Here is a 25,313-nt window from a genome sequence, read left to right on the forward strand (position 1 = left end):
CGGGCGCCCCCCCGGCCCGCCCCCCCCCCCCCCCCCGGCCCGCCCCCCCCCGGCCCCCGCCCCCCCCGCCCCGTACCTCGTCGCCTCTTCTCGCCGGTGGACTGGCATGCGCTGACGCGCCGGGCCGCGCCGCCACGTGACGTGGGCCGGCCCGGCCCCGCCTGCGTCCGGCACGCCGGGCCGCCCCGTCGGGCAGTACCGGGCGCGCGCCGGGCTGGGATGCGCGGGGCCGCCACACACGCGGCCCGGCCCCGCGTGCGTCTGCACGCCGAACCGCCCGGTCGGGCGACGGCCGGGTCGCGGCCCGGGCTGCGCCGGCCCGGGATCCGCCGGGCCGGGCCGCCCGGTCGGGTGATGGCCGGGGTCGGCGCAGCCCGGGCTGCGCCGGGCCGGGATCCGCTGGGCAGGGCCGGGCCGCCCGGCCGGGTGATCGCCGGGCCCGGTCGGGCCGTTCCGCGGGCCGTTCCGGGCTCCAGGCCGCACACCGCTCCGGCGGCGGCACTCGTCGTGGCGCCGACCCGCCGACCCGCCGACCCGCCGACCCGCCAGGCGAGGGCCCGGGGCCGGGGGGACGCCCCCCCGCCGCCCACCGGCCCGGCACGTCCGATCGCCCCGCCCCCGCGTCAGGTCGCCCACCCCTCCGGCGTGTGGCCGGGCACCGGCCGCCCCTACACCGACCGCATGGCGGGTCCGTCCTCGGGTACCCGCCCACCGACCGGGCGGGCCGTACGGCAAGCCATCCACGTCAGACGGGGAGGTGCCGGCCGTGGAAACGCAGGCGGACACCCAGCCGATCAGCAGTCACATCCCGGCCGACGAGCGCGTCCGCACGTGCCGTCCCGCGGTCGTCCGGCGGGCCGGGGCCCCAGGCGGCGGCGCGGTCACGGCCCGCCCCGGCAACCGGTCCGAGGCACTCCCCGACGGCCCGGAGTGGAACATCGTCCGGGGCGAGGACTAGGCGGCGCGGGCCGTGGCCCCCGCCGTCCCGCCGCCCGGCGGCACCCCGTACCCGCTCGTCCGCCGCCCTGCCCGGCGGCGTGAGATCCGGGTGGCCTCGGTGCCGTCGGGACACGTGTACGTACGACACATCCACGCCTCGGACGGCTCCGACGGTGTGACCCTGCTGCCGGACCCCCGCCCCAACGGCGCCCCCAGCACCTCCCAGCGGTGGTGGCCCCCGGTCATGCTCGACCCCGGCTGGGTCCGGGCCAACCGCCACGCCTTCGACGTCTACCACCTGCACTTCGGCTTCGACGCCCAGACGCCGGACCAGCTGGCGGACCTGGTCGGTCAGCTGCGCCGGCACCGCAAGCCGCTCGTGCAGACCGTCCACGACCTCCGCAACCCGCACCACCCCGACCGCCGCGCCCACGACGCGGCCCTCGACGTCCTGATCCCCGCCGCCGACTGCCTCATCACCCTGACCCCGGGCGCGGCTGAGGAGATCGCCGCCCGGTGGGGCCGCGCCGCGCATGTGCTGCCCCACCCCCACGTCGTCGACGAACCGGCGCTGTCCCGCCCTCGCGGAACCCGCGCCGGCTTCGTCATCGGCGTGCACGCCAAGAGCCTGCGCCCCAACATGGCGCCCCTGCCCGTGGTCTCCGCCCTGGCCCGGATCACCGCCGCCCTGCCGGATGCCGTGCTCCGGGTGGACATCCACCCCGACACCCACGACCCCGGCTCGCGGGCGCACGCCCCGGAAGTGGTCGCGGGCCTGCGCGCCCTGGCCGCCCACGACCGGCTGGACCTGCGGGTGCACGACTACTTCGACGACGACGCCCTCTGGACGTACCTCCAGTCCCTCGACCTGTCCGTGCTGCCCTACACCTTCGGCACGCACTCCGGCTGGCTGGAGGCCTGCCACGACCTCGGCACGGCCGTCGCCGCCCCCGACTGCGGCTACTACGCCCAGCAGCGCCCCTGCCACACCTACCGCCACGGCGAGGACGGACTCGACGAGGAGTCGCTCGAAGCGGCCGTCCGTGCGGCCTACGACCACCGGCCGGCCTGGCGCGCCCATCCGGCGTCCCGCGCCGCCGAACGGCAGGCCCTGGCCACCGCCCACCGGGCCCTCTACGAAGCCTGCCTGCCATGACCAGGTCCCTGCGCATCGCCCTGATCGCGTCGGCGCGCTTCCCGATCCGCGAGCCCTTCGCCGGTGGGCTGGAGGCGCACACGTGGGTGCTGGCCACGGCACTGCGCAGCCGGGGCCACCGCGTCGCGCTGTTCGCGGCCCCGGCTCCGACCCCGCCCTCGGCGTCCGCGAACTGCCCGTCCACACCCCCCGGCTGAGCGACGCCGCCCGGGCCGACCTGAGCATGACCGATCCCCTCGCCCTGGCCGAGCACCACGCGTACCTGCGGCTCATGCTCGACCTGTCGCCCAGCCGTGGCGGGGTCCCCTACGACGTCGTGCACAACAACAGCCTCCACTACCTCCCCATCGCCATGGCCTCCGCCGTGCCCGCCCCCGTCGTGACCACGCTCCACACGCCGCCCACCCCCTGGATGGAGTCCGCGATCCAGGCCGACGCCACCGGCTCGGTGGTGTTCACCGCCGTCAGCGCCCACACGGCGCGCGCCTGGCGGCCGCTGGTGAGCGCCGCGCGCGTGGTGCGCAACGGCGTCGACGTCCGGCGCTGGCCGGCCGGTCCGGGCGGGGGCGGTCTCGTCTGGTACGGCCGGATCGTGCCCGAGAAGGGGCCGGCCCTGGCCATCGCCGCGGCCGAGGCCGCCGGGCTGCCGCTGACGCTGGCCGGACCGGTCGTCGACCGCCCGTACTTCCGCGAGCGGGTGCAGCCCCGCCTCGGCAGCCGGATCCGGTACGCGGGCCACCTGGGCGGCGCGGAACTCGCCGCCCTCGTCGGCTCGGCATCGGCCACGCTGGTGACCCCCTGCTGGGACGAGCCGTACGGCCTGGTGGTGGCGGAGTCGCTGGCCTGCGGCACGCCGGTGTGCGGCTTCGACCGCGGGGCCCTGGGCGAGATCCTCACGCCCGACTGCGGTCGGCTGGTGCCCTACCCCGATGTGCAGGCACTCACCGCCGCGCTCGCCGGGGCCCGCAGCCTGAGCCGCAGCGCCTGCCGCGAGCGGGCGGAGTCCTTCTGCTCGGTCGGCCACATGACGGACCGTTACGAAGCCCTGTACGAGGAGCTGCTGTCGTGATCGGCTACTACGTCCACCACCAGGGGCTCGGCCACCTCCACCGGGCGCTCTGCGTGGCCGGGCAGGCCCGCAGCCCCCTCACCGGCCTTTCCAGTCTGGACCCCCCGGACGGCTGGCCGGGGGAGTGGGTGCGGCTGCCGCTCGACACCGGGGAGGAACCGGTGATCGACGTCCGCGCGCACGGGCGGCTGCACTGGGCGCCCCTGCGGCACCCCGGCTACCAGGAACGCATGGCCGCCATCGCGGACTGGCTCGCCAGGACCCGGCCGGCGCTGCTGGTCAGCGACGTGTCCGTCGAAGTGGCCTGCCTGGCCAGGCTGATGGGCGTACCCGTGGTGGTCGCCGCCATGCGCGGGCGGCGCCGCGATCCGCCGCACCGGCTCGGGCACGACATCGCGCTGCGCCTGCTGGCACCCTGGCCCGCCGCCTTCCCCGAACCCGGCTGGCCCGCCCACTGGTACGAGAAGACCGTCTACACCTGCGCCTTCTCGCGGTCCGACGGCCGGACCCGCCCACCACCGCCCGTGCCGGGCGGCCACCGGCGGGTGCTGCTCATGCTGGGGGCGGGCGGCAGCCGCATCACCGCCGACGAGGTGCGCGACGCCCGTGCCGCCACCCCGCAGTGGGAGTGGGACGTACTGGGCGGGCCCTCCGGCGCCTGGTCGGGCGACCCCTGGCCCCGCATCAGTGCCGCGCACGTCGTCGTCACCCACGCCGGCCAGAACGCCGTCGCCGAGTGCGCGGCCGCCCGCCGGCCGGCGGTCATCCTGCCGCAGCCACGGCCGTACGACGAGCAGTACGGCACCGCACGCGCCCTGGCGGTCGCCCGCCTCGCCGTGGTCCGGCCGGCCTGGCCGCAACCCCTGGAGTGGCCCGCCGTCCTGGCCGAGGCGGCCGCCCTGGACGGCGGCGCCTGGGCCCGCTGGGCGCCCGGCGACGGGGCCCGCCGCGCGGCCCGCGCCCTGGACGAACTGGCGGGCACGCCATGGGATCCGTGACGCCGTCCGGCGGGGCGCCGGAGATGCCGCCTGCGGGGGCCCGTGGGACGCACGTGCCCGGACGGACTGCCGAGGCCCCCGGCCGGGCCGGCGGGGCACCTGCCCCCGGCCCGGACCGCGGGGCCGTCGTACGCGCCCAGGAGCCCCCGCCCGACGGCGCCGTCGGCCACGGGCGGGTCGCGGTGGTCACGCCCGTCTCGGGGCGCCACCGGCACCTCGCCCTCCAGCAGGCCGGGCTCGCCCGGGGCACCCGCCGGCCCGACCACCACGTCGTGGTCACCATGGCGGACCCGGAGGCCGGCCGCATTGCCGCTGCCGGCGATCCGCACGGCGACGCCGTCCCCGTGCCGGTGCCCGTCCCCGGCCGGCTGCCGCTGGCCGCCGCCCGCAACGCCGGCGCCCGGCACGCCCTCGACGCGGGGGCGCGCGTGCTCGTCTTCCTGGACGTGGACTGCGTGCCCGGCCCCGGAACGGTCGCCCGCTACGCCGCCGCCGCGCGCGACGGCCTGCTGCTCTGCGGCACGGTCGCCTACCTGCCGCCCCCACCCGCCGCCGGATACCGGCTCGCCCGCCTTCCGGAGCTCGCCGCTCCGCACCCCGCCCGTCCGGACCCCGGCCCGGGCGAGCTCGTGACCGGTGGCGACCCGGACCTGTTCTGGTCGCTGTCCTTCGCGGTCACCGCCGCCACCTGGGCGCGGATCGGCGGGTTCTGCGAGGAGTACACCGGGTACGGCGGCGAGGACACCGACTTCGCCCGCCTCGCGGACCGCGCCGGGGTCGGGGTGGGCTGGCTGGGCGGCGCCCCGGCGTACCACCAGTACCACCCCGTCGAGGACCCGCCGGTGCGGCACCTGGACGACATCCTGCGCAACGGCGCGTTGTTCCGCCGGCGTTGGGGCCACTGGCCGATGGTCGGCTGGCTGCGGGAGTTCGCCCGCCTCGGACTGGTCCGGCACGACCCCGCCACCGGCACCTGGTACGCCACCTGAGGCCGCCGCCGCAGGGCCGGCACGACGCCCGGGCCGCGCCGCCGGAGACCGGCACGACACCTGACGCCCGCCGCGGGCGGCCCGGCACGCCGCCCGTGTCCGGGCCGCACGCAACCACCCTGCTTGAGCAGGGCGAACCCGGGCAGCAGCGGTCCATGGACCGACGACCGGCCGCGCGCTCCTCCACGGCGCTCCCGCCGCCCGAGGAACTGCTCGGCATCGCACGCCAGGTGGGCCGCGACTACCTGCGCTGGCGCCAGCGGCTCACGGCCTCCGAGGACGAGGGCAGCTGGGTCCAGCTCTTCAGGGCCGGCCCGCTCGGCGTCTGGGCGGTCGGCTGGGACCACGTGCCGCCCGGCACCTGCTACCTGGACCACGAGGACGTCCGCGGCGCCGTGTACGTGGCCCGCGGCACCCTCCTCCACGAACGGGTCCGCTTCGGCAGCGCCCCGCACGCCACGCAGGTCTCCGCGGGCGACGGCTTCTGCTTCGACGAGACCTTCTACCACCGGATGCAGGCGGCGCGGGAGCACGGGCCGACCGTCAGCGTGCACGTCTTCGCCGCGGAACTCCCGGACGGAGCCGCGCCCCCGCCCGGACCCCACCCGGCCCCGTCCGGCTGAGCCCCTGCCCGGGCAGGAGTGTGCTGCGGCCGGGCCGGGGTAGGCGCGCCCCACGGCCGCGCAGACGGCGCACCGGCGAAGGAGGAGGGATGGCGGTACGGCACCAGCTCGTCGAAGCCCCTTCCGACCGGGTGTGGGCGGTACTCGCCGACCCCGGGCTGTACGGCCGGTGGGTGGTCGGGCCCACCGGATCGCGCCCCGTCGACGGCGACTGGCCGGACGAGGGAGCACGCCTGGAGTACACCGTCCGCCTGGGGCCGCTCTCCGGCTCCGGCGTCACCACCGTCCGGTCCGCCGACCCCGGCCGGCTCCTGGAACTGGAGGCGGACAGCGGGCGGCTCGGCACGGCGCGGATCGCCATCGAGCTCAGGCCCTGGGGAGCGCACACCCTGGTCATCGTCGACGAGCACCCGCTCCGCGGGCCCGGCGGCGCCCTGCACAGCGCGCCGCTGGACGCCCTGCTGCACGTACGCAACCGCCGCATGCTGCGCCGGCTGGCCGAGCTCGTCCAGGAGCGGCCGGACACCGGCGGTCACGCCGACGGTCACTCCGGCGGGCACACCGGCGGCCGCCCCGCCGCACGAGCGGCCGGCAACGGACCCTGAGAGGAGAGCCGATGCCCGACGCTGTGGTGATCGGCGCCGGCCCCAACGGGCTCGTGGCCGCGAACGTGCTGGCCGACGCGGGCTGGAGCGTCGAAGTCCTGGAGGCACAGCCGGAACCCGGCGGCGCCGTCCGCAGCGACCGCCGGGTCCACCCCGGCTACGTGTCCGACGTCTTCAGCGCCTTCTACCCCCTGGCTGCCGCGTCCCCCGTACTCGACCGGCTGGAACTCGGCCGCCACGGGCTGCGCTGGTCCCGGGCGCCCAGCGTCCTGGCCCACCCGCTGCCCGACGGCCGCTGCGCCGTGCTGGAGGACCGGGTGGACGCCACCGCCGCCGGCCTGGACGCCTTCGCGGCCGGTGACGGAGCAGCCTGGCGCGACCTGTGCGCGACGTGGGACAGGATCGGCCCCGACCTGCTGCGGTCCCTGTTCACCCCGTTCCCGCCCCTGCTGCCCGCCCTGCGCCTGCTGCCCCGCCTGCGCGCGGCCGGCGGTCTGCACCTGGCCCGCACCCTGATGCTGCCGGTGCGCCGGCTGGGCGAGGAGGAGTTCACCGGTGACGGCGGACGACTCCTGCTGGCCGGCAACGCGCTGCACGCCGACCTGACCCCGGAGGCCGCCGGCAGCGGCGGCTTCGGGTGGCTGATGTGCATGCTCGGGCAGAAGTACGGGTTCCCGGTCCCCGTCGGCGGCGCCGGCGCCCTGACCGCGGCCCTCGTCCGCCGGCTGGAGGCCGCCGGGGGAGTGCTGCGCTGCGGGACCCCGGTACGCGAGGTCGTCGTCCGGCAGGGCCGGGCCGTGGGCGTCCGTACGGCCGACGGCGGCCGGGTCGCCGCCCGCCGCGCGGTCCTGGCCGACGTGGCCGCCCCGGCCCTGTACGGCGGCCTGGTCGACGAGGCCCTGCTGCCCGGCCGGCTCCTGGCGGACCTGAAGGCCTTCCACTGGGACTTCGCGACCGTCAAGGTCGACTGGGCGCTGAGCGGGCCGGTGCCCTGGACCGCCGCCGGGGCCGCCAGGGCCGGTACGGTCCACCTGGCCGACGGCGTCGACGCGCTCACGCGCTTCGCCGCCCAGATCGCCATGGGCCAGGTGCCGGACGAACCGTTCCTCCTGATGGGCCAGATGACCACCGCCGACCCCACCCGCTCCCCGGCCGGCACCGAGTCGGCCTGGGCCTACACGCACGTCCCGCAGCACGTCCGGGGCGACGCCGGCGGCCAGGGCCTCAGCGGGACCTGGGACCACGCGGAACAGCAGCGGATGGCCGACCGGGTCGAGGAGCAGGTCGAACGCCACGCGCCCGGGTTCCGCTCCCGGGTCCTGGCCCGCCGGGTCCTCGCCCCGCCCACCCTCGAACAGCTCGACGCCAACCTGCACGGCGGCGCCATCAACGGCGGCACCGCCGCCCTCCACCAGCAGCTGCTCTTCCGCCCGCTGCCGGGTACCGGGCGCCCGGAAACCCCCGTACGCGGCCTCTACCTGGCGTCCGCCAGCGCGCACCCCGGCGGCGGCGTCCACGGCGCGCCCGGCGCCAACGCCGCCCGGGCCGCGCTGCGCGGCCGCCACACCGACCGCCTGCTGACCCGCACCCAGCGCGTCCTGGCCCGCCGGGACCGGAAGGGACGGGCGGCGGGCCCCGCGTGAACGGGCCCGAGCACGAACGGACAGGGTCCGCGCCCGGACCGGGCCCGCACGAAGCCCCCCGTGGAGGGCCCGGCCCGCCACGGCCTTTCTCGCAGGAGGCGGCATGGCACCGCACGACAGCCCGCTGAGCGGCAGGGTCGCCGTCGTCACCGGCGCGGCCCGCGGACTGGGCGCAGGCCTGGCGCGGGAGCTCGCCGGCCGCGGCGTACGCACGGCGCTGGTCGGACACGAGGGCCCGCGGCTCGCCGAAGTCGCCGCGCCCTTCGGCGCCCTGGCCGCCTGCTGGGAGGCCGACGTCACGGACGACGCGGCCATGGCCCGCGTCGCGGAGGAGGTCACGGCCACCCTGGGACCGCCGTCCGTGGTCGTCGCCAACGCCGGACTCGCCGAGGGCGGCCCCTTCCCCGGCTCCGACCCGGCCACCTGGCGGCGCGTGGTCGAGGTCAACCTCACCGGCAGCGCCACGACCGCGCGCGCCTTCCTGCCCGCGCTCCTCGAGACGCACGGCTACTTCCTGCAGATCGCCTCCCTCGCCTCGTTCGGCGCCGCGCCGCTGATGAGCGCGTACTGCGCCTCGAAGGCGGGCGTGGAGGCGTTCGCCCACTGCCTGCGCGCCGAACTCGCCCACCGCCACGTCGGCGTCGGCATCGCGTACCTCAACTGGACCGGTACCGACATGATCGAGGACGCCGACCGGTACCCGGTGCTGCGTGAGCTGCGCGCGCACATGCCGCCCCCGGCCCGCCGGGTCCACCCGGTGGGCACCGTCGCCGCCCGCCTGGTGGACCGCGCCGAGCGGCGCGCGGTGGCCGTGTACGTCCCCGCCTGGCTCCGGGCGGTCCAGGTGGTGCGCGCCGGGCTGCCGCCCCTGGTCACCCGGGTGGCACGCCGCGACCTGCCGCGCCTCGCGGCCGACGGGGGCCTCGGGGCCACGGGACTGCTGGGCGCGGGCGGCCGGGCGGACACGACGGCAACCGACGGCCGCCCCGGTCCCACCGTCACCGGCGGCCGTCCGGACCAGAGGGCAGCCGGCGGCTGGCCGGGCGACACGGCAACCGGCGGCCGGCCCGGCGACACGGGCTCCCGCGGCCTCGGCTGACCGCCACGCCCCCGCCACCGGTGCCGGCCGGCGCCGTCCGAGCCACGCGGGCCGGTGCCGTACGGCATGTGCGGCCCCGGCCCGGGCACACGCCCGCCATGGACGACACACGCACCCTCGACGCATTGGCCGGACCCGGTTACTGCCTGCTGCCACCCGACGAGGTCGGCGGACGTCTCGGCGCCGACCGGCACCGGTGGGCCGAGTTCGACCGGCACTGGGACCGCCTGGTGACCGACCCCTACACGGAAGAGGCGGGTACGCACCGGCTGCGGCGCTACGGACACTTCGGCATGAGACCGGGCCGGGCCGCGGAACCCCGGCCGCACGGGGACTTCCTGCAGCCGGAGGACAGCAACCCGCTGTACGTCGGCAGGGCGCGCGAGTTCGCTCCGCTCACCGGCGAGTTCACCGCCGATCCGCTGCTGGCGGGACTGCTGGATCTGCTCGCCGAGGCGGCCGCCGTCCTCGCCGACCCGCCCGAGTGGACGGTGAAGATCCACCCCTTCCGCGTCACGGCCACCGGCGGCCGCGGCGGCGAACCCACCCCGGAGGGCGTCCACCGTGACGGAGTCACCCTGGTGTCCTCCCTGCTCGTGTCCCGGGTGAACGCCGAAGGCGGCGAGAGCACCGTCTACGCCCCCTCCGGAGCCCCCCTGCTCAGCACCGTCCTGACGGAGCCCGGGACGCTGCTGCTGGGCGACGACCGGCGCACCCTCCACGGGGTCACCGCCGTCACCCCCAGTGATCCGGACCGCCCCGCCCACCGCGACGTCCTGGTGGTCACCTTCGCCGCACCGTGAACGGGCCGCCGCCGAAGGCCCCGTCCGAACGCCCGCGCCCGGAGCCCCGCACCCCCGTCAGACAAAGCCGTCCCCGCCCCCGTCCGGCTCCCGTTCCGTCGCCTCCACCAGCCACCGCACCGCCCCCTTGAGTCCGCCGGGCGCCGCTGCGGCCGCGCGCTGGGCGGCCGCCCCCGCCACCCGCCCCCCACCCACGACGCCGGACAGCCGGGCCCGTACGAGGTCCAGCTCACCGGTCTCGGACAGCGCCTCCCCGACGTGCTCCAGCAGGCCTCCCAGCAGCTCCACACCCGGCCTGAGGCGGCCGGCGAGCAGATCGACGCCGGTGCCCGTGGGTCCGTCCCTGGCCGCCTTCCAGTACGCGGCCCGCACCTCCTCCGCCGCGACCGGCGGCCCCACGTCGCCGGCCCGCACCGCCCGCAGCGACACCCGCACGAGACCCCGTACGAGTGCCGCCAGCGCCACCGCGTCGTCGAGTTCCGGCACCACGTCCAGGCACCGGACCTCCACGGTGGGCAGCCGGGGGTTGGGCCGCACGTCCCAGAACGGCAGCGAGGTGTCCAGCATGGCCTCCGAAGCCGCGATCAGCCGCGCGGTCCGCCCGGCACCGGCCGCCGAGGCGGCGTACGGCGGGGGCCCCAGGCACGGGAACCGCAGGCGCACCACGGAACGCCAGCTCGCGTAGCCGGTGTCCCGGCCCTGGTGGTACGGCGCGTTGGCGCCCAGCGCGACGAGCAGCGGCAGCCAGGGGCGCAGGTGGTTGCCGACCAGCAGCGCCTCCTCGGCGTCGGGGCAGTGGACGTGGACGTGCTGGGCGGAGAGCGCGAAGTCCGCCATCATGCCCCGGTACTGGGCCGTTCCGGCCCGGTAGCGGGGATGGTCGGCCACGGCCGCCGGGTCCACCCGGCCGAGCAGGGGCGTACCGGAGGCACACAGGCGGAGGCCGTGGGCGCGGGCCGCGGCGGCGGCCGCCCGCCGCGCCGCGGCCAGTTCGGCACGCAGTCGGGCCAGGCCGGCGCACGGCGGGGTCCGGGTCTCGATCTGGTAGAGGGTGAACTCACCCGAGACCGACCCGCCGTGACCCGCGGCGCGCGCCGCGGCCACCACCTCCGTCGCACGCGGCCGTATCCGCCCGGTGGCGGGGTCGACCAGGAAGAACTCCTCCTCGACCCCGAGCAGCGGTACCCCGGGCCCGCCACCGGGCACGGTCACTCCCCGGGCAGCGGCCGGCGCAGCGCCGACGCCCCTGCCGTCCACCGGGCCCGCAGGCGGTCCGCAAGACGGTCCTCCAGCAAGCCGGTGGCCGCGCACCCGAAGGCGACGTCGGCCTCCAGGCCGGGCTCGGACCGGAGCAGTCCGCCGACCACCCCGTGCCGCACGACCTGTTCGTGCACGGCGTCCGCCTCCACGTGCTCGGCGTAGAAGTGTTCGGCCGCCGCCCCCGCGCCACAGCGCCGCATGGCTCCCGCCAGCCGCCGTGAACCGGGCGAGGACGTCACCTCGACCCAGGCGAAGTGGCCGACCAGCGCCCCGCGCAGCTCCCGGTGCAGGCCGAACAGCGACATCAGGTTGACCGTGGCGAGGACGGCCGCGGGCGCCTGCTCCAGGTAGCCGCCGTACGCGGGGTCCAGTCCGAGGCCGGTCATCAGGTCCGCGAACAGGCGGGCGTGCACCCGCTCGGCCCGGCCGGCGCCGAACTCGTCGTACTCGATGGCCGCCATGGCCGACTTGGCCTCGCCCGTGAGCCGCGGCAGCACCCACGCGTGCGGGTCGGCCTCCTTGAGGTGGTACAGGGAACGCAGGGCGGCGTACTCCCGCAGCTGCCACAGCTCGCCCTCGGTCTCCAGGAAGTGGCTCAGGCTCCCCTCCGGGTCGGCGGGCTCCTCCAGCAGCGGCCCGAACGCCGCGTCCACGGTCGCGGGTACGTCGTCCAGCGCGGCGCGCAGCGCGGTCAGCATCCGGAACTCGAGCCGGGCGCGCAGCCGCAGCAGGTCCGGGTCCCACTCCAGGGCGTCGGACACGCCCGCGAAGCCGCGGTAGTGCAGCTCGTAGAGGACGTACAGCGCCAGCTGGAGGTCCTCGCCCCACGGGTCGGCCGCCGCGACGTCCGGCTCGGGCACGGCCGGCTCCGACGGGGTGCCGGTGCGCAGGGCGTCCAGCACGGACGCGGACAGCGGCCCGCGGGCGCCGGGCAGCCGCGGCGGGCCACCGTCCGGCCCGGCAGCACCGGTCCGGCCCTCCGCCGGGCTCTGCGTCGCGGTACGCGGGGTCATCGCTCGTTCTCCTTCCCCTCGGGGTCGGCCGCCGCGGCACGTGCGGGGGCGCGCCGGCGGCGACGGTGACTGGTGTCGCACCACGGTGGCGTCCGGGTCCGCCGGCAGGTGCACAGGGCCACCGCGAACCGGTCGGAGGCCGCGACGCTGCCGTCGGGCATCACCACCTCCACGGGCCCTTCGAGCAGCACCGGCCCGCCGGGCTCGAACCGCACCCGGCACACGGCCGCGTCCCCCTCCGGCCCGGCTCCCCCCGTCCCGGGCATCCGCGGCGTCTCAGGCGTACCGGCCACGGATGACCACCAGTTCCTCCCGGTCCTCGCCCGGCGCGGCGAAGCCCTTCTCCGTCAGCCAGGCCCGGCGCCCGCGCAGCACGGGCCCCCACCCGATCCGGCGACGCGCCTCGACGCGCGCCGAGATGCCGCCGCGCGCGAGCATCGCCAGGGTGCGCTCGCTGTCGCACATCGCGGAATGGACCATGAGCAGCACACCGCCGGGCCGCAGCAGGGCCGGGGCAGCGGCACAGATGGGGTCGATCACGGCCCGGCCGTCGCCGCCGGCGTCCCACGCGCGCCGCTCCCCGCGGACCGGCAGTGCGGCGTCCGGGGAGGGCACGTACGGCGGATTGGCGAGGACGAAGTCGTAACGGGGCCCGCGTCCGGCGCGTACGGCGAAGTCGCCGTGCCGCACCTTGACCGGCAGGCGGCGCAGCCGCGCGTTGAGCCAGGCGGCCAGCACCGCCGCCCACGACGCGTCGACCGCCGTGACGTCCGCACCCGACTCCGCGGCGCGCAGCGCGACCACTCCCGTCCCGGTACCGATGTCCAGCACCGACCGGCCCGGCCCGATGTCCTCACGGGCCACCGCGGCCTCCAGCAGCCGGCTGTCGGCCTGGGGCCGGTACACGCCGGGCAGGGCGACCAGCCGATCACGGACGGCGCCCCCGGCACCTGCGGCAACGGCCATCGTCCACCTCCACACGTACGAAAACCTCCAGTGATCACCGCGCCTACCCCGAACCCCCGCCCGCATCCCACCCACCGGCCGTCGCACGTGCTGAGGCGGAGCACGAGGGGCCGTCCCGGGTCTGACGCCGGCCGGCGCCGGAAGCGCCCCCGTGAGGCCGTGTCCCGCCGGCGCCGGCTCCGGGTTTCGACACGGGGAAAGCGGTCAGACGGTACGCATCGTCACGTCGACAGGAAGGTCCGGTATGGGGACCGTGCTGCTGCTCACCGCTCCCGCGTTGCTCGCACTGCTGCTGACCTGCTCCGGGGGCGGCAGCCGGGCGCGCCACCGCAGCGGGGGGTCCCGATGACGGCCGCCGTGCGGAGCGTGGGCGTCGAGGAGGAACTCCTGCTCGTCGCCCGTACGACGGGCGAGCCGCTCGCGCTCTCCGCAGCCGTGCTGGCCGCCGCGTCCCGCGCGGCGCCCGACGGGCAGGACGAGGCGTTCGAGAAGGAGCTCAAGAACGAGCAGGTCGAGTTCGCGACCCGTCCGGTCACGTCCATGGGCGAGCTGGCGGAGGAGATCGGCCGCTGGCGGGCCGAGGCCGCCCGGCACGCCGCCGGCGTCGGCGCGGGCGTCGCGGCGCTCGCCACCTCGCCGCTGCCCGTCCAGCCGTCCATGAGCCCGGGGGAGCGGTACCGCTGGGTCGGCGAGCAGTTCGGCCTGACGGCACAGGAGCAGCTGACGTGCGGCTGCCACGTGCACGTCTCGGTCGAGTCCGACGAGGAGGGCGTCGCCGTCCTGGACCGCATCCGCCCCTGGCTGCCGGTCCTCACGGCCATGAGCGCCAACTCACCCTTCTGGCAGGGCGCGGACACGGACTACGGCAGCTACCGCAGCCGCGTGTGGAACCGCTGGCCGTCCGCCGGACCCACCGAGGTCTTCGGCACCGCGGACCGCTACCACCGGCAGGTCGACGACATGCTCGCCACCGGCGTGCTGCGGGACGTCGGGATGGTCTACTTCGACGCCCGGCTGTCGGCGAACTACCCGACGGTGGAGATCCGTACGGCCGACGTCTGCCTGCACGCCTCCACCGCGGTCCTCCTCGCCACGGTGTCCCGCGCCCTGGTGGAGACCGCCGCCCGAGCCTGGCGTGCGGGCGACCCGCCGCCGCGCATCGGCGTCGCCCTGATGCGCCTGGCGTCCTGGCGCGCCGCCAGGTCCGGGCTCGACGGCCCGCTGATCGACCCCCGGTCCATGGCACCGGCGCCGGCCGCGGCCGTGGCCGAGGCGCTCCTGGAGCACGTACGGGACGCGCTGGAGGAGACCGGCGACCTGGAGGACGCGCGCAAGGGCATGGCGCACCTGCTGGAACGGGGCAACGGCGCCCGTGCGCAGCGCGCCATCCTGCGCGAGCGCGGTGACCTGCCGGCCGTGGTGCAGGAGTGCTGCCGCATCACCACCGAGGTTCCGGACCAGCCCCACGGGGGCGTGTGAGCGGGGTCGGGCAGCGGGTCCTACACGTCGTCGTCGCGCATGTCCTCGTCGCCGCGTTCACGCCCCGTCTCGTCCTCCCGGCGGCGCAGTTCCTCGGGACTCTTCCCCTCCTGGCGGGAGGAGCGGGCGGCGCCCTGCCCGGGCTGCTGGTCCCGCTTCTGCTTCTGTTCCTCGCGGCCCTTGCCCGGCTGCTGCTTCTTGTCCTGCATTCCGCCCATGGCTGTCGACTCCTCCGGGGGACTTCGGGGGTACCTTGCCCGACCACCGTGGCACGAGGTGTGACATACCGCATGATTTCGGTTACCCGAGGTGATGGTCTCCGTGGGTGCTGCCACCGCAGTGCGCGTTAACGATGCGTCAAGATTTTCCCCGGGTGGAGGAGCCGGGTCTCCGGTCCGCGGGCCCCGGACCGAGCCCCGCGCCCCGCCCCATGGCCTGGGCTTTCCGCTTTACGAAGCCCCGGCCGCCAGGATTCCGCCGTACCGGCCAGGACCGTCGCCCACCGGCCCGGGACCTCGGCGAAACGGGCAAAGGCGCCCCGGCCGCGGGTGTCCCGGGACCGACGGGTCCGGTGGCGGGCCCATACTCGGTGATCGTTGTGAGAGCCCTGTTGCCGCGGTCGCGGTGTGACCACGGTGTGGCTGCCGCCGCAGTCGGAGGACAGCCGAGGACGGCCAGGGGCAGCCGGTGCGCGTGCGCCGGACGGATCGGGATGGGTTGATGGGGGACATGAGCCAGGCGAACGAGCCGGCGATGCCGGAGGTGGTCGACAAACCGGTGCTGCGGCCGCAGCCCACGGGCAGGCTGGCGCAATGGATGCTGCGGCACCGGGTGCAGCCCGTCGGCCCGGCGGCCGGAGAGGCGCACGCCGAGCCGCACGCCTGGTGGAAGGTGATGTGCCTGACCGGCGTGGACTACTTCTCCAGCCTCGCCTACGTCCCCGCCATCGCCGCCCTCGCAGCCGGCGCCGTGTCCCCGCTCGCCACCCTGCTGATCGTGGCGCTGACGCTCCTCGGAATGCTGCCGATGTACCGGCGGGTGGCCAAGGAGAGCCCGCACGGCGCGGGTTCGGTCGCGATGCTGGAGGACCTGCTCCCGTTCTGGTGGGGCAAGCTGTTCGTCCTGGTGCTGCTCGGCTTCGTCGCCACGTCGTGGATCATCACGATCACCCTCTCCACCGCCGACGCGTCCGTGCACGTGGTGGAGAACCCCTTCTTCCCGACCGCCCTGCACGGCCACGAGGTCGCCCTGACCGTCGTGCTCCTGCTGGTGCTCGGCGGGGTGTTCCTGCTCGGGTTCAGCGAAGCGGTCAGCGTGGCCATCCCGCTCGTCGCCGTCTTCCTCGCCCTGAACGCCGTGGTCATCGGCGTCGGCCTGGTTCACGTGATCAGCACCCCCGGCGCCTGGTCCTCGTGGACCGACGCCCTCGCCGAGACCGGCGGCAGCTTCGGCGACCTGCTCGGCCCGGCGCTGCTCGCGTTCCCCCTGCTCGTCCTCGGTCTGTCCGGGTTCGAGACCGGCGTGAGCATGATGCCGCTGGTCGCCGCCGAAGGTGCCGACGCCGAGCAGCGCCTGCGGTCGCGGATCCGCAACACCCGCCGCCTGCTCACCACCGCCGCCGCGATCATGAGCGTCTACCTGCTCGCGGCCAGCTTCGTCACCACCGTCCTGATCCCGCACGAGGCGTTCGAGCCGGGCGGCGCCGCGAACGGCCGCGCCCTGGCGTGGCTGGCGCACGAGCACGTCGGGGAGGGCTTCGGCACCGTCTACGACATCAGCACGATCCTGATCCTCTGGTTCGCCGGCGCCTCCGCCATGGCGGGACTGGTCAACATCGTCCCCCGCTACCTCCCCGACTACGGCATGGCCCCCGAATGGGGACGCGCCGTCCGCCCGGTCGTGATCGTCTACACGGTGCTCTGCATCCTCATCACGATCGCCTTCGACGCGGACGTCGACGAGCAGGCCGGCGCCTACGCCACCGGCATCCTGGCCATGATGGTCTCCGGGGCCTTCGCGGTCACCGTCTCGGTCGCCCGGCACCGCCGGCGCCTGCCCACCATCGGCTTCGCGCTCCTGACCGCGGTGCTGCTCTACGCCCTCGTCGCCAACATCATCGACAAGCCCGACGGCATCGTCATCTCCGCCTTCTTCATCGCGGGCATCATCGTCGTCTCGCTGGTCTCGCGCGTGTCCCGCACCACCGAGCTGCGCGCCGACCGCATCGTCTTCGACGAGGACGCCCGCCGGTTCATCGACGACACCCTCGCCTTCGACAACGCCATCAACCTCATCGCCAACCGGCGCCAGGCCGGCGACGCCGCCGAGTACGCCGACAAGGAGCGCGAGCAGCGCGGCGCCAACCCCGTCCCGGGCACGGCCGACGTGATCTTCCTGGAGATCGACGTGGTGGACCCGTCCGACTTCAGCGACACGCTGACCGTCCACGGCGTCGAGGTCGACGGGTACCGGATCCTGCGCGCCGACGCGCCGGCCGCCCCGAACGCCATCGCCGCCATCCTGCTGGCCCTCCGCGACGCCACGGGTGTGCAGCCGCAGTGCCACTTCGCCTGGGCGGAGGGCAGCCCGCTGGTGCACATGGTCCGGTACTTCCTCCTCGGCCGCGGCGACACGGCACCGGTGACCCGCGAGATCATCCGCAGCCACGAGCCGGACCCCGACCGCCGCCCGGGCATCCACGTGGGCGGCTGAGGAACCGTACGGGCCCGGGGCCGGCCGCCGCACGGCCGGCCGCGGGGCCCGCGGCAGCGCCCCTGCCGCCGCCCCACGCTGGCTGCCCCCGTCCCGCCGCGGCTGCCCCGCCTCGCCACGGCCCCCGTCCCGCCGCCCGGAGCGGCCCTCACGCCAGCAGGTTCACCGCGCGCTCGAACACCCCCGGGAACCGTGCCGCCGCCGGGGCGATCAGGGGCGCGAGGCGGGGCTGGTCACGGGCCCACAGCAGGGACCTCGTCAGCACCCGGTAGCTCCGCGACAGCCGGCACCAGGCCCCCTCGTACGCCGCGGGCCGCCCCTCGCGCACGCAGCGCACCAGCTCGCCCGCCGCCGTCAGGGCCAGGGCGAGCCCCTCCCCGGTCAGCGCGTCGACGTACCCGGCGGCGTCGCCCACGAACAGCACCCGGCCGGCCACCCGCGCCCGGGCCTCCTGGCGGAGCGGGCCCGCCCCCCGCACCGGCGTCCGCCCGGCCCCGCCCAGCCGGGACAGCAGCAGGGGGAAGGCCGCGAGCTGGGCGTCGTACGGACACTGCTCCGAGGTCAGCACGGCGATCCCGACCTCACGCGGGCCCACCGGGGTCACGTACGCCTCCCGTCCCGCAGACCAGTGCACCTCCACCAGGTCGCTCCACGGCTCGACCGCGTAGTGACGGCGCAGCCCGTAGCGCGCCGGCCGCGCCCGCCCGGCGGGCCGCACCTCCAGCCCGAGGGAGCGGCGGACCGGGGAGTGCAGACCGTCCGCGGCCACCAGGTAACGGGCCGCGGTCCCGTCCGCCTCGACGTGCGTGTCGTACTGGCTGACCCGGCGCACCCGGCGCGGGACCACCGTCACGCCCAGCTCCGCGGCCCGGGCGGCGAGTGCCCCGTGCAGCAGCGTGCGCCGCACCCCGAGGCCGGGTCCCGCCCGGAACTCCGCCTCGGCGCACCGCCCGCCGGCCGCGTCCAGGTAGCGGATGCCACGCAGCGGCCGGCCCGGCGCCGCCACACCGAGCGCGTCGAGCGCGCGTACCGCGCCCGGCATCAGGCCCTCGCCGCACGCCTTGTCGACCGGGGTGCCACGCGGTTCGGCGACCACGACCTCGAACCCGGCGAGCGCACCGTGGATCGCCGTGGCCAGCCCCGCCGGGCCGCCGCCCACGACGAACAGGTCGATCACGGAGCCGCGCCGGCGGCCGCGACCGCACGGGCGGACGCCAGCGCGTCGTCCTCGCAACGGATGCGCACGGACAGCAGCGCGGCGTTGAGGACGGAGAAGCCGAGCGCGGTCACCCAGGCGGAGTGCACCAGCGGCAGCGCCGCGCCCTCGACGACGACCGCGAGGTAGTTGGGGTGGCGGAGGAAGCGGTACGGGCCCGAGGCGACCAGCGGCAGGCCCGGGACGATCAGCACGCGGGTGTGCCAGCGGCGCCCGAGCGTGGCGATGCACCACCAGCGCAGCCCCTGGGCCGCCAGCACCAGGGCCAGCGCGGGCCAGCCCAGCAGCGGCAGGAAGGGCCGGTCCGCCGCCCAGGGCTCGACCAGGCAGCCGGCCAGCAGCGCCGTGTGCAGGGCGACCATCACCGGGTAGTGGCCGGCCCCGTGCTCCAGCCCGCCCCGCGCCCGGCTCCAGGCGCCGTTGCGGCGCGCCACGGCGAGCTCCGCGAACCGCTCGGCGACGACCAGCAGGACCAGGACGACGTACACCGTCATGCGCGCCTCACCAGCCCAGCAGCACGAGTTCGGAGGAGAACCCCGGGCCGAACGCGATCATCAGGCCGGCAGCGCCGGGCGGCGGCGCCGAGGCGCGGGCGTCACGCAGGATCTGCAGCACCGAGGCGGAGGACAGGTTCCCGGTCGCGGCGAGGGCCCGCCGGGAGGGGGCCAGTGCGGAGTCCGGCAGCCCGAGGGCCCCGGCGAGCGCGTCGAGGACCTTCGGGCCCCCGGGATGGCAGATCCAGGCGGCGACGTCCCGGGGCTTGAGGTCGTGACCGGCGAGGAAGGACTCGATCTCCTCGGCCACGTGCAGCCGGACGAGTTCGGGGACCTCCCGCCCCAGGACCATGCGGAACCCCCAGTCGCCGACCTCCCAGCCCAGCAGGTGCTCGGTAGCCGGGTACAGGCGGCTGCGCGTGCTCCTGACCACCGGTCCGGGTGCGGGGACCGCCGGCGCGGCGTCCTGCTCGTCACCCACCGCCACCAGTGCGGCGGCCCCGTCCCCGAACAGGCTCCCCGCCACCAGGTTCGCCATCGACGTGTCGGACGGCTGGAGGGTGAGCGAGCACAGCTCCGTGGACAGCAGCAGCGCCTTGCGGCCCGGCCGGCCGGCCAGCAGTCCGTGTACGCGGGCCAGCCCGGCGGCACCGCCCGCGCAGCCGAGACCGAACAGCGGCACCCGCTCCACGTCCGGCCGCAGTCCGACCCGCGCGGCGAGCCGGGCCTCCACGGAGGGCGCGGCGATGCCGGTCACGGTCGTGGAGACGACGACGTCGATCTCCTCGGCCCGGACCGCGGCCTCGTCGAGGGCCCGCTCCACTGCCTCGGCACCCAGCGCCACGGCCAGGTCCACGAACAGCCGGTTGGTGTGCCCGAACCCGCCGAGCTCCCGGTACCGGTCCAGGGGGAGGGCGAGGTGACGCGTCTCGACCCCCGCCGCTCCGTGCAGCCGGCGCAGGAGCGCGGCATCGGCCCCGGACGGCATGCAGGAGGCGAGGACTTCGGCGATCTCCTGCTGCGTGTGGCGGTGCGGCGGGAACGCCGTACTCACCGCGAGGACGCGTGTCATCGCTCCAACATAGGGACAGGGGCCCGCCTGACCCCTGAACACGGCCACACCGGGCGCGCCGGGCGCGCCGGGGGCGCCGGGGGCGCCGGGGGCGCCGGCCACGGGGCGCCGGATGAGCCGGTCGGCGGGCGTGAGTGCGCGGGGCAGCGGGGCGTGGTGGTGCGCAGGCATCCCGAGCGGCTGGGCGCGGGTGAGCCGAGGGGCCGGAGGCGCTGGATTCGGGTGGGCGCGGAGGGGGGCCGAAGGATCCGGGCCGTGCCCGGCGTGCCCGGCCGCTGCGCGCAACCCTGTCCGGCGGACCGAGCCGCGGAGCCCGGCTGCGCCGGCCGAGCGTGCCGGGGCGTCAACGACGGCCGCCACGACTGCGCTGGGCGCTGAACGCGTCTGTGCCATCTGTGCCAGGCCGCGCGACCCTGCCGTGACGGCGTGCCCCACGTAGCCATCAGGGGTCGCCGGGGCGCTGGACGAGGTCTTCGCCGGCGGTGCCGGGCCGCACACTCCCGGCGATCACGGATGGGCGGAGCCGTGAACGGGGCCTCGCGCGTGCCCGGGATGCCCGGCCCGGGTCGACGAACAGCCGTTCTTCAACGACAAGCCCTCGATCACCGCCGACCCCATCCGCAGGGGCACCGCCTGTCAGGTCTGGTGTGGCCGTTGGGTGTCCCGAGTCCGGGCCGCGGCTCGATGAGGTCGTCGATGATGAGGCCCGCGCCGTGCAGGACCCAGGCTTCATGCGCGCCGCACGCCCGCCGAGGAGGGCCGGGCCCTGCCGAGCCCCAAGCACGGGCGCCCCTGCCGGCACGGAGACCGCCCGCCGCGATCGCCCCCGGGCGGGCCGCCGCACGCCTGCCGAGGCCCTGGCGGCGCTCAGCCCGCGGGGCCGGCGCGTGCAGGTACGGCTACGGCCCGCCGCGGCCGCACCCGGGGCGCCCGGGACGCCCGCCCGGGCAGGCTCTGGGCCTGCCGGGCCGCTGGGCCGGCCCCCTGTCGGCGCGCCGAACGCCCTTCGGGACCGCCCCGGGCGCGCCGGACGGCCGTCACGGCCGTCGGGCGCTTACCGTGGCGCGGTGCCCGCCACCACCGACGAAGGCGCCGCCGAAGCGGCGGGGCTCCCCGCGGCCGTCCCAGGACCGTCCGGCACCGCGCTCCTCCGCGGTGCGGGCGACCTCCTGAGGGCCAGTCATCCCGTCCCCGCCGCGGGGGTGACGCTGCTCGCCGCCCTGCTGGCCGCCGCCTCCGGGCTCGGCTTCCGGACCGGCGCCACCGCGGTGGCCGCGGTCGCCGCCGGCCAGCTGTCGGTGGGCTGGAGCAACGACCGGCTGGACCTGCGCCGCGACCGTGCGGCCGGCCGCCGCGACAAACCCCTCGCCGCAGGCGACGTACGGCCCGCCGCGGTGACCGCGGCCGCCTCCGCAGCCCTCCTCGCCTGCGTGCCGCTGTCGCTGGCCTGCGGTACCCGGGCGGGCCTGGTCCACCTTGGCTGCGTGGCCGCCGCCTGGGCGTACAACCTGTGGCTGAAACGCACCCCCGCCTCCTGGCTGCCGTACGCCCTCGCCTTCGGACTGCTGCCGGCCTTCCTGACCCTGGCCGCCACGCCCGGCCGCTGGCCCCCGCCCTGGCTGACGGCCGCGGCGGCGCTGCTGGGGACCGCGGCGCACTTCGCCAACACGCTGCCCGACATCGACGCGGACCTCGTCGCAGGCGTCCGCGGACTGCCGCAACGGCTGGGTCGGCGCGGTTCCGTCGCCGTGGCCGCCGGACTGGCCTTCGGCTCCGGCGCCGTACTGGCCCTCGGGCCGCCCGGCCCGGTGACCCCCGCCGGACGGCTGCTGCTCCTGCTCACCGCCGCCCTGTCCCTCGGCGCGGTGGCGGCGCCGCCCGCCCTCGCACGCAGCCGGATGCCCTTCCTCGCCGTACTGGCCCTGGCCGGCGCGGACGCCGTACTCCTCGTCCTCGCGAGCCGGGACCTCGCCGCCCCCTGAAGCCGCGGAGCCGCCGAGCCCCCGCGCCCCGGAGCCGCTGCGGCCCCTGTGGCCCCTCGGGCGGCATCCCGCCACCTCACCGTTGCTCGAGCCGGCCCCGGCCGTCGGGTGGCAGAGTGGGCCCCATGTGCGGCCGCTATGCATCTTCCCGTGCCCCCGAGGACCTCGCGGGCCTGTTCGACGCCGAGCTGGACCCCGCCCGCGGGCTGCTGGGGCCCTCGTGGAACGTCGCCCCGACCGACGACGTGTGGGCGGTGCTGGAACGCGTCGACAAGGGTTCCGGCGAGGTGCTCCGGTCGATGCGGCCGGTGCGGTGGGGGCTGGTGCCGTCGTGGGCGAAGGACCCGTCCGTGGGCTCCCGGATGATCAACGCCCGGATGGAGACCGTCCACGAGAAGCCCGCGTACCGCAAGGCGTTCGGCCGCAGGCGGTGCCTGCTGCCGGCGGACGGCTTCTACGAATGGGTCGCCGTCCCCGCCACGGAGAACGCGAAGGCGTACAAGCAGCCGTACTTCATCCAGCCGGAGGACCGGGGCGTGATGGCGATGGCGGGCCTGTACGAGTTCTGGCGCGACGCCACCGTCGAGGACGACGACGATCCCGCGGCCTGGCTCACCACGGCCACCATCATCACCACCGAGGCCACCGACGCCGCGGGCCGCATCCACCCGCGCATGCCGCTCGCCCTCCACCCGGACGACTTCGGCACCTGGCTGGACCCCGCCCACCACGACACCGACGACCTCCGCGCCCTCCTGCACACCCCGGCCGACGGCATCCTCACCACCACCGCGGTCACGACGGCCGTCAACAGCGTCCGCAACAACGGCCCCCACCTCCTGGACCCGGCCCCGCAGGCGGGCTGAACACCCCCAGCCCGTACGCCGCCGACCGGCCCGGCACGCAGCCGCGCCGACCGCCACCCGGGGGTGAACGACCGGCGCCTGCAGGGGGGACTCCGCATCGAAGGTTTTCCACCCAGCGCCTGCCCACCCGCGCCCCGTCCATGCACGAGCCACCGGCCCGGACCGCACATCCCCGGGCGGCCGACCGGCGTCGCAGCCTGCTCCGGGTGGCCCTCCGGCCATGCGCCGAGTTCGTCCCGCACGGCCTCCCCGACGCGGCGGCGCACCGTGTCGGCGCCCAGCAGGCCCGGGGCCGCCGCCGGCGCGTACGACCCCTTCCGCGGGCGACGCCGGGCCGTGACCTTTCCCGGCCACGCAACCCCCTTCATCCGCAACGGAGTTGTCCGCGGCAACCGCTCCGTGTGAGCTCCGGCGCCATGGGTACACGCGGGCAACGACCCACCAAGAAGCACCCGTCTTCGCCCCCGGCCGGGGGCGAGGGGTGTCGTCATCGGGCCATCGGCCCAGGAAGGTTTCGACGATGATTCCGCTGCTGCTCGTACTGCTCCTCGCCCTCGTCCTCTTCGGTGCCGGCTTCGCCGTGAAGGTGCTGTGGTGGGTGGCCATCGCCGTGCTCGTCGTCTGGCTGCTCGGCTTCGTCGCCCGTCCCGCCGGCCGGGGCGGGCGCTGGTACCGGTGGTAGTGCCGTCCCGGGTGCATGGCCGGCGGCGGCCGGGACAGACGCGGGGACGTGCTGAAAACACCCCTTCTGCTGTCCACGGCCGCCGCCGGTGCCGCGGCCACCGCCGCCGTCGCGGTCTCGCCCCGGTGGTGGGCCGCGGCCCTGCCCCTGCTCCTGCTGACGGCCGTCGGAGTCCACGACGTCCTCCAGCGCCGCCACTCGGTGCTGCGCAACTACCCGCTGCTCGGCCACCTCCGCTTCGCGCTGGAGGCCCTGCGCCCCGAGATCCAGCAGTATTTCGTCGAGCGCAACTTCGACGGCCGCCCCTACGACCGCGACACCCGCAGCATCGTCTACGAGCGGGCCAAGGGCACCGACGCCGAGGAGCCCTTCGGGACCGAACGCGACCTCTACCTCCCCGGCAGCGAGTACCTCGTACCCTCCATGGCGCCCCGGCCGGTGCGCACCGACCCGCCCCGGGTGCGGGTGGGCGGCCCCGACTGCACCCAGCCCTACGACATGGCCCTGCTCAACGTCTCCGCGATGAGCTTCGGCTCCCTGTCGGCCAACGCGATCCTCGCGCTCAACGCCGGGGCCCGCATGGGCGGTTTCGCCCACGACACCGGCGAGGGCGGCCTGTCCGAGTACCACCTGGGGCCCGGCGGCGACCTCGTGTGGGAGATCGGTACGGGCTACTTCGGCTGCCGCACCGACGACGGCGGCTTCGACGAGCGGCAGTTCGCGCGCAAGGCCGCGCACCCACAGGTCAAGGCCCTGTCGTTGAAGATCAGCCAGGGTGCCAAGCCCGGCATCGGCGGCGTCCTGCCGGGCCCCAAGGTCACCGCCGAGATCGCGCGGGTGCGCGGCGTCCCGCAGGGCCGGACCGTCGTCTCGCCGCCCTACCACCGGGTGTACGGCACCCCGAGGGAGCTGGTGCGCTTCCTGCACCGGATGCGCGAGCTGGCCGACGGCAAGCCCGTCGGGTTCAAGCTCTGCGTCGGTTCGCGCCGCGAGTTCCTCGCCGTGTGCCGGGCCGCGCTGGAGGAGGGCACGGCGCCCGACTTCATCGTCGTCGACGGGGCGGAGGGCGGGACCGGAGCGGCACCCCTGGAGTTCGCCGACATCGTCGGGCTCCCGCTCGGCGAAGGCCTGACGACCGTGCACAACGCCCTCGTCGGCACCGGGCTGCGCGACCGCGTGCGCATCGGGGCCGGCGGCAAGGTCGCCACCGGCGGCGACCTCGTCCGGCGCCTCGTCCAGGGGGCCGACTACACCAACGCCGCGCGCGCCATGATGTTCGCCGTCGGGTGCATCCAGGCCCAGCGCTGTCACACCAACACCTGCCCCGTCGGCGTCGCCACGCAGGACGCGCGGCGCGCCCGCGCCCTGGACGTCGCCGACAAGGCGGTGCGCGTACGGCGCTTCCAGGAGGCCACGGTCCGGAGCGCGCTGCAGATCATGGCGGCCATGGGGGTCGACGGCCCGGAAGGCCTGCGCCCGCACATGCTCGTCCAGCGGGCGGCCCCGCACACCGTCCGCTCGTACGCCGAACTGCACGAGTGGCTCGCACCCGGCCAACTCCTCGCATCCCCGCCCGAATCGTGGGCAGCCGACTGGGAGGCGGCCGACCCGGACCGCTTCACCGGCTGAGTCCTCGACTCGATCCGG

At 76.6% G+C, this 25,313-nt stretch carries 25 protein-coding genes; 17 read left to right on the forward strand and 8 right to left on the reverse strand.

Annotated features, from left to right (window positions below; translation table 11 throughout):
- Positions 1 to 766: 766 nt before the first annotated feature.
- The 11 genes from ACIQUQ_RS20520 to ACIQUQ_RS20570 all read left to right on the forward strand — a co-directional run bounded on the left by ACIQUQ_RS20520 (position 767) and on the right by ACIQUQ_RS20570 (position 9,924).
- Positions 767 to 958 carry a hypothetical protein gene (locus tag ACIQUQ_RS20520; RefSeq protein WP_403977665.1) on the forward strand — a complete coding sequence of 64 codons (192 nt, stop codon included), beginning with the start codon at positions 767 to 769 and terminating at the stop codon, positions 956 to 958.
- A 12-nt stretch (positions 959 to 970) separates the two neighbouring features.
- Positions 971 to 2,095, forward strand: coding sequence for a glycosyltransferase (locus tag ACIQUQ_RS20525; RefSeq protein ID WP_403977667.1), 1,125 nt, complete (start codon positions 971 to 973; stop codon positions 2,093 to 2,095).
- Entirely contained in the window at positions 2,092 to 2,292 is a 201-nt protein-coding gene (locus tag ACIQUQ_RS20530; protein ID WP_403977669.1) for a hypothetical protein, read from the forward strand. The genes ACIQUQ_RS20525 and ACIQUQ_RS20530 overlap by 4 nt, the downstream gene beginning before the upstream one ends.
- Before the next feature lie 26 nt (positions 2,293 to 2,318).
- A complete protein-coding gene (locus tag ACIQUQ_RS20535) occupies positions 2,319 to 3,164 on the forward strand; it encodes a glycosyltransferase (RefSeq protein WP_403977671.1) in 846 nt (281 codons plus the stop codon).
- Positions 3,161 to 4,162 (forward strand): glycosyltransferase, encoded by a 1,002-nt coding sequence (locus tag ACIQUQ_RS20540; RefSeq protein WP_403977673.1) that lies wholly within the window; start codon positions 3,161 to 3,163, stop codon positions 4,160 to 4,162. Before ACIQUQ_RS20535 ends, ACIQUQ_RS20540 begins: the two co-directional genes overlap by 4 nt.
- 53 nt (positions 4,163 to 4,215) lie before the next feature.
- The gene (locus tag ACIQUQ_RS20545; RefSeq protein ID WP_403977675.1) at positions 4,216 to 5,151 is read left to right on the forward strand and encodes a glycosyltransferase family 2 protein; all 936 of its coding nucleotides are present in this window, start codon (positions 4,216 to 4,218) and stop codon (positions 5,149 to 5,151) included.
- A 155-nt stretch (positions 5,152 to 5,306) separates the two neighbouring features.
- Entirely contained in the window at positions 5,307 to 5,774 is a 468-nt protein-coding gene (locus tag ACIQUQ_RS20550; protein WP_403977677.1) for a hypothetical protein, read from the forward strand.
- A gap of 89 nt (positions 5,775 to 5,863) precedes the next feature.
- Positions 5,864 to 6,379 carry an SRPBCC family protein gene (locus tag ACIQUQ_RS20555; RefSeq protein ID WP_403977679.1) on the forward strand — a complete coding sequence of 172 codons (516 nt, stop codon included), beginning with the start codon at positions 5,864 to 5,866 and terminating at the stop codon, positions 6,377 to 6,379.
- Positions 6,380 to 6,390: 11 nt separating this feature from the next.
- On the forward strand, positions 6,391 to 8,022 hold the full coding sequence (locus tag ACIQUQ_RS20560; protein ID WP_403977681.1) for a phytoene desaturase family protein: 1,632 nt from the start codon (positions 6,391 to 6,393) through the stop codon (positions 8,020 to 8,022).
- Between the two features lie 103 nt (positions 8,023 to 8,125).
- Positions 8,126 to 9,121, forward strand: coding sequence for an SDR family oxidoreductase (locus ACIQUQ_RS20565; protein WP_403977683.1), 996 nt, complete (start codon positions 8,126 to 8,128; stop codon positions 9,119 to 9,121).
- A 98-nt stretch (positions 9,122 to 9,219) separates the two neighbouring features.
- Positions 9,220 to 9,924 (forward strand): 2OG-Fe dioxygenase family protein, encoded by a 705-nt coding sequence (locus ACIQUQ_RS20570; protein WP_403977685.1) that lies wholly within the window; start codon positions 9,220 to 9,222, stop codon positions 9,922 to 9,924.
- Between the two features lie 57 nt (positions 9,925 to 9,981).
- Here the strand turns inward: ACIQUQ_RS20570 and ACIQUQ_RS20575 are convergent, their stop codons facing one another.
- The 4 genes from ACIQUQ_RS20575 to ACIQUQ_RS20590 are packed head-to-tail and all read right to left on the reverse strand — an operon-like array spanning position 9,982 to position 13,163.
- Positions 9,982 to 11,130, reverse strand: a complete 1,149-nt coding sequence (locus ACIQUQ_RS20575) for a YbdK family carboxylate-amine ligase (protein ID WP_403977687.1) — start codon at positions 11,128 to 11,130, stop codon at positions 9,982 to 9,984.
- Positions 11,131 to 11,132: 2 nt separating this feature from the next.
- Positions 11,133 to 12,197, reverse strand: a complete 1,065-nt coding sequence (locus ACIQUQ_RS20580) for an iron-containing redox enzyme family protein (RefSeq protein WP_403977689.1) — start codon at positions 12,195 to 12,197, stop codon at positions 11,133 to 11,135.
- Positions 12,194 to 12,490, reverse strand: a complete 297-nt coding sequence (locus ACIQUQ_RS20585) for a CDGSH iron-sulfur domain-containing protein (protein ID WP_403977691.1) — start codon at positions 12,488 to 12,490, stop codon at positions 12,194 to 12,196. Before ACIQUQ_RS20585 ends, ACIQUQ_RS20580 begins: the two co-directional genes overlap by 4 nt.
- On the reverse strand, positions 12,474 to 13,163 hold the full coding sequence (locus ACIQUQ_RS20590; RefSeq protein ID WP_403977693.1) for a HemK2/MTQ2 family protein methyltransferase: 690 nt from the start codon (positions 13,161 to 13,163) through the stop codon (positions 12,474 to 12,476). Before ACIQUQ_RS20590 ends, ACIQUQ_RS20585 begins: the two co-directional genes overlap by 17 nt.
- A gap of 345 nt (positions 13,164 to 13,508) precedes the next feature.
- Between ACIQUQ_RS20590 and ACIQUQ_RS20595 the strand changes: the two genes are divergently transcribed.
- Positions 13,509 to 14,642, forward strand: a complete 1,134-nt coding sequence (locus ACIQUQ_RS20595) for a glutamate--cysteine ligase (RefSeq protein WP_403977695.1) — start codon at positions 13,509 to 13,511, stop codon at positions 14,640 to 14,642.
- Between the two features lie 20 nt (positions 14,643 to 14,662).
- On the opposite strand, the gene ACIQUQ_RS20600 is transcribed toward ACIQUQ_RS20595, so the two are convergent.
- Positions 14,663 to 14,860 carry a hypothetical protein gene (locus ACIQUQ_RS20600; RefSeq protein WP_403977697.1) on the reverse strand — a complete coding sequence of 66 codons (198 nt, stop codon included), beginning with the start codon at positions 14,858 to 14,860 and terminating at the stop codon, positions 14,663 to 14,665.
- Positions 14,861 to 15,371: 511 nt separating this feature from the next.
- Between ACIQUQ_RS20600 and ACIQUQ_RS20605 the strand changes: the two genes are divergently transcribed.
- Positions 15,372 to 17,354: an amino acid transporter gene (locus tag ACIQUQ_RS20605; RefSeq protein ID WP_403977699.1), complete on the forward strand. Its 1,983-nt coding sequence runs from the start codon at positions 15,372 to 15,374 to the stop codon at positions 17,352 to 17,354.
- Between the two features lie 148 nt (positions 17,355 to 17,502).
- Here the strand turns inward: ACIQUQ_RS20605 and ACIQUQ_RS20610 are convergent, their stop codons facing one another.
- Genes ACIQUQ_RS20610 through ACIQUQ_RS20620 form a run of 3 tightly spaced genes read right to left on the reverse strand, consistent with a single transcriptional unit; the run spans position 17,503 to position 20,136 of the window.
- Positions 17,503 to 18,531, reverse strand: a complete 1,029-nt coding sequence (locus ACIQUQ_RS20610) for an NAD(P)/FAD-dependent oxidoreductase (protein ID WP_403977701.1) — start codon at positions 18,529 to 18,531, stop codon at positions 17,503 to 17,505.
- Positions 18,528 to 19,064 carry an isoprenylcysteine carboxyl methyltransferase family protein gene (locus ACIQUQ_RS20615; protein ID WP_403977703.1) on the reverse strand — a complete coding sequence of 179 codons (537 nt, stop codon included), beginning with the start codon at positions 19,062 to 19,064 and terminating at the stop codon, positions 18,528 to 18,530. The genes ACIQUQ_RS20610 and ACIQUQ_RS20615 overlap by 4 nt, the downstream gene beginning before the upstream one ends.
- 7 nt (positions 19,065 to 19,071) lie before the next feature.
- Positions 19,072 to 20,136 carry a type III polyketide synthase gene (locus tag ACIQUQ_RS20620; RefSeq protein ID WP_403977705.1) on the reverse strand — a complete coding sequence of 355 codons (1,065 nt, stop codon included), beginning with the start codon at positions 20,134 to 20,136 and terminating at the stop codon, positions 19,072 to 19,074.
- 1,067 nt (positions 20,137 to 21,203) lie between these two features.
- On the opposite strand from ACIQUQ_RS20620, the gene ACIQUQ_RS20625 reads away from it, so the two are divergent.
- From ACIQUQ_RS20625 to ACIQUQ_RS20640, 4 genes are all read left to right on the forward strand, one after another.
- On the forward strand, positions 21,204 to 22,118 hold the full coding sequence (locus ACIQUQ_RS20625) for a UbiA family prenyltransferase (RefSeq protein ID WP_403977707.1): 915 nt from the start codon (positions 21,204 to 21,206) through the stop codon (positions 22,116 to 22,118).
- Between the two features lie 125 nt (positions 22,119 to 22,243).
- Positions 22,244 to 22,984: an SOS response-associated peptidase gene (locus ACIQUQ_RS20630; protein ID WP_403977709.1), complete on the forward strand. Its 741-nt coding sequence runs from the start codon at positions 22,244 to 22,246 to the stop codon at positions 22,982 to 22,984.
- Between the two features lie 520 nt (positions 22,985 to 23,504).
- Complete coding sequence (locus ACIQUQ_RS20635; RefSeq protein ID WP_403977711.1) at positions 23,505 to 23,666, forward strand: hydrophobic protein; 162 nt, start codon at positions 23,505 to 23,507, stop codon at positions 23,664 to 23,666.
- Positions 23,667 to 23,714: 48 nt separating this feature from the next.
- Positions 23,715 to 25,295: an FMN-binding glutamate synthase family protein gene (locus ACIQUQ_RS20640; protein WP_403977713.1), complete on the forward strand. Its 1,581-nt coding sequence runs from the start codon at positions 23,715 to 23,717 to the stop codon at positions 25,293 to 25,295.
- Positions 25,296 to 25,313: the final 18 nt, after the last annotated feature.

This window comes from Streptomyces sp. NPDC101118 (assembly GCF_044759445.1).
In the GTDB taxonomy this organism is placed as follows: Bacteria; Actinomycetota; Actinomycetes; order Streptomycetales; family Streptomycetaceae; genus Streptomyces.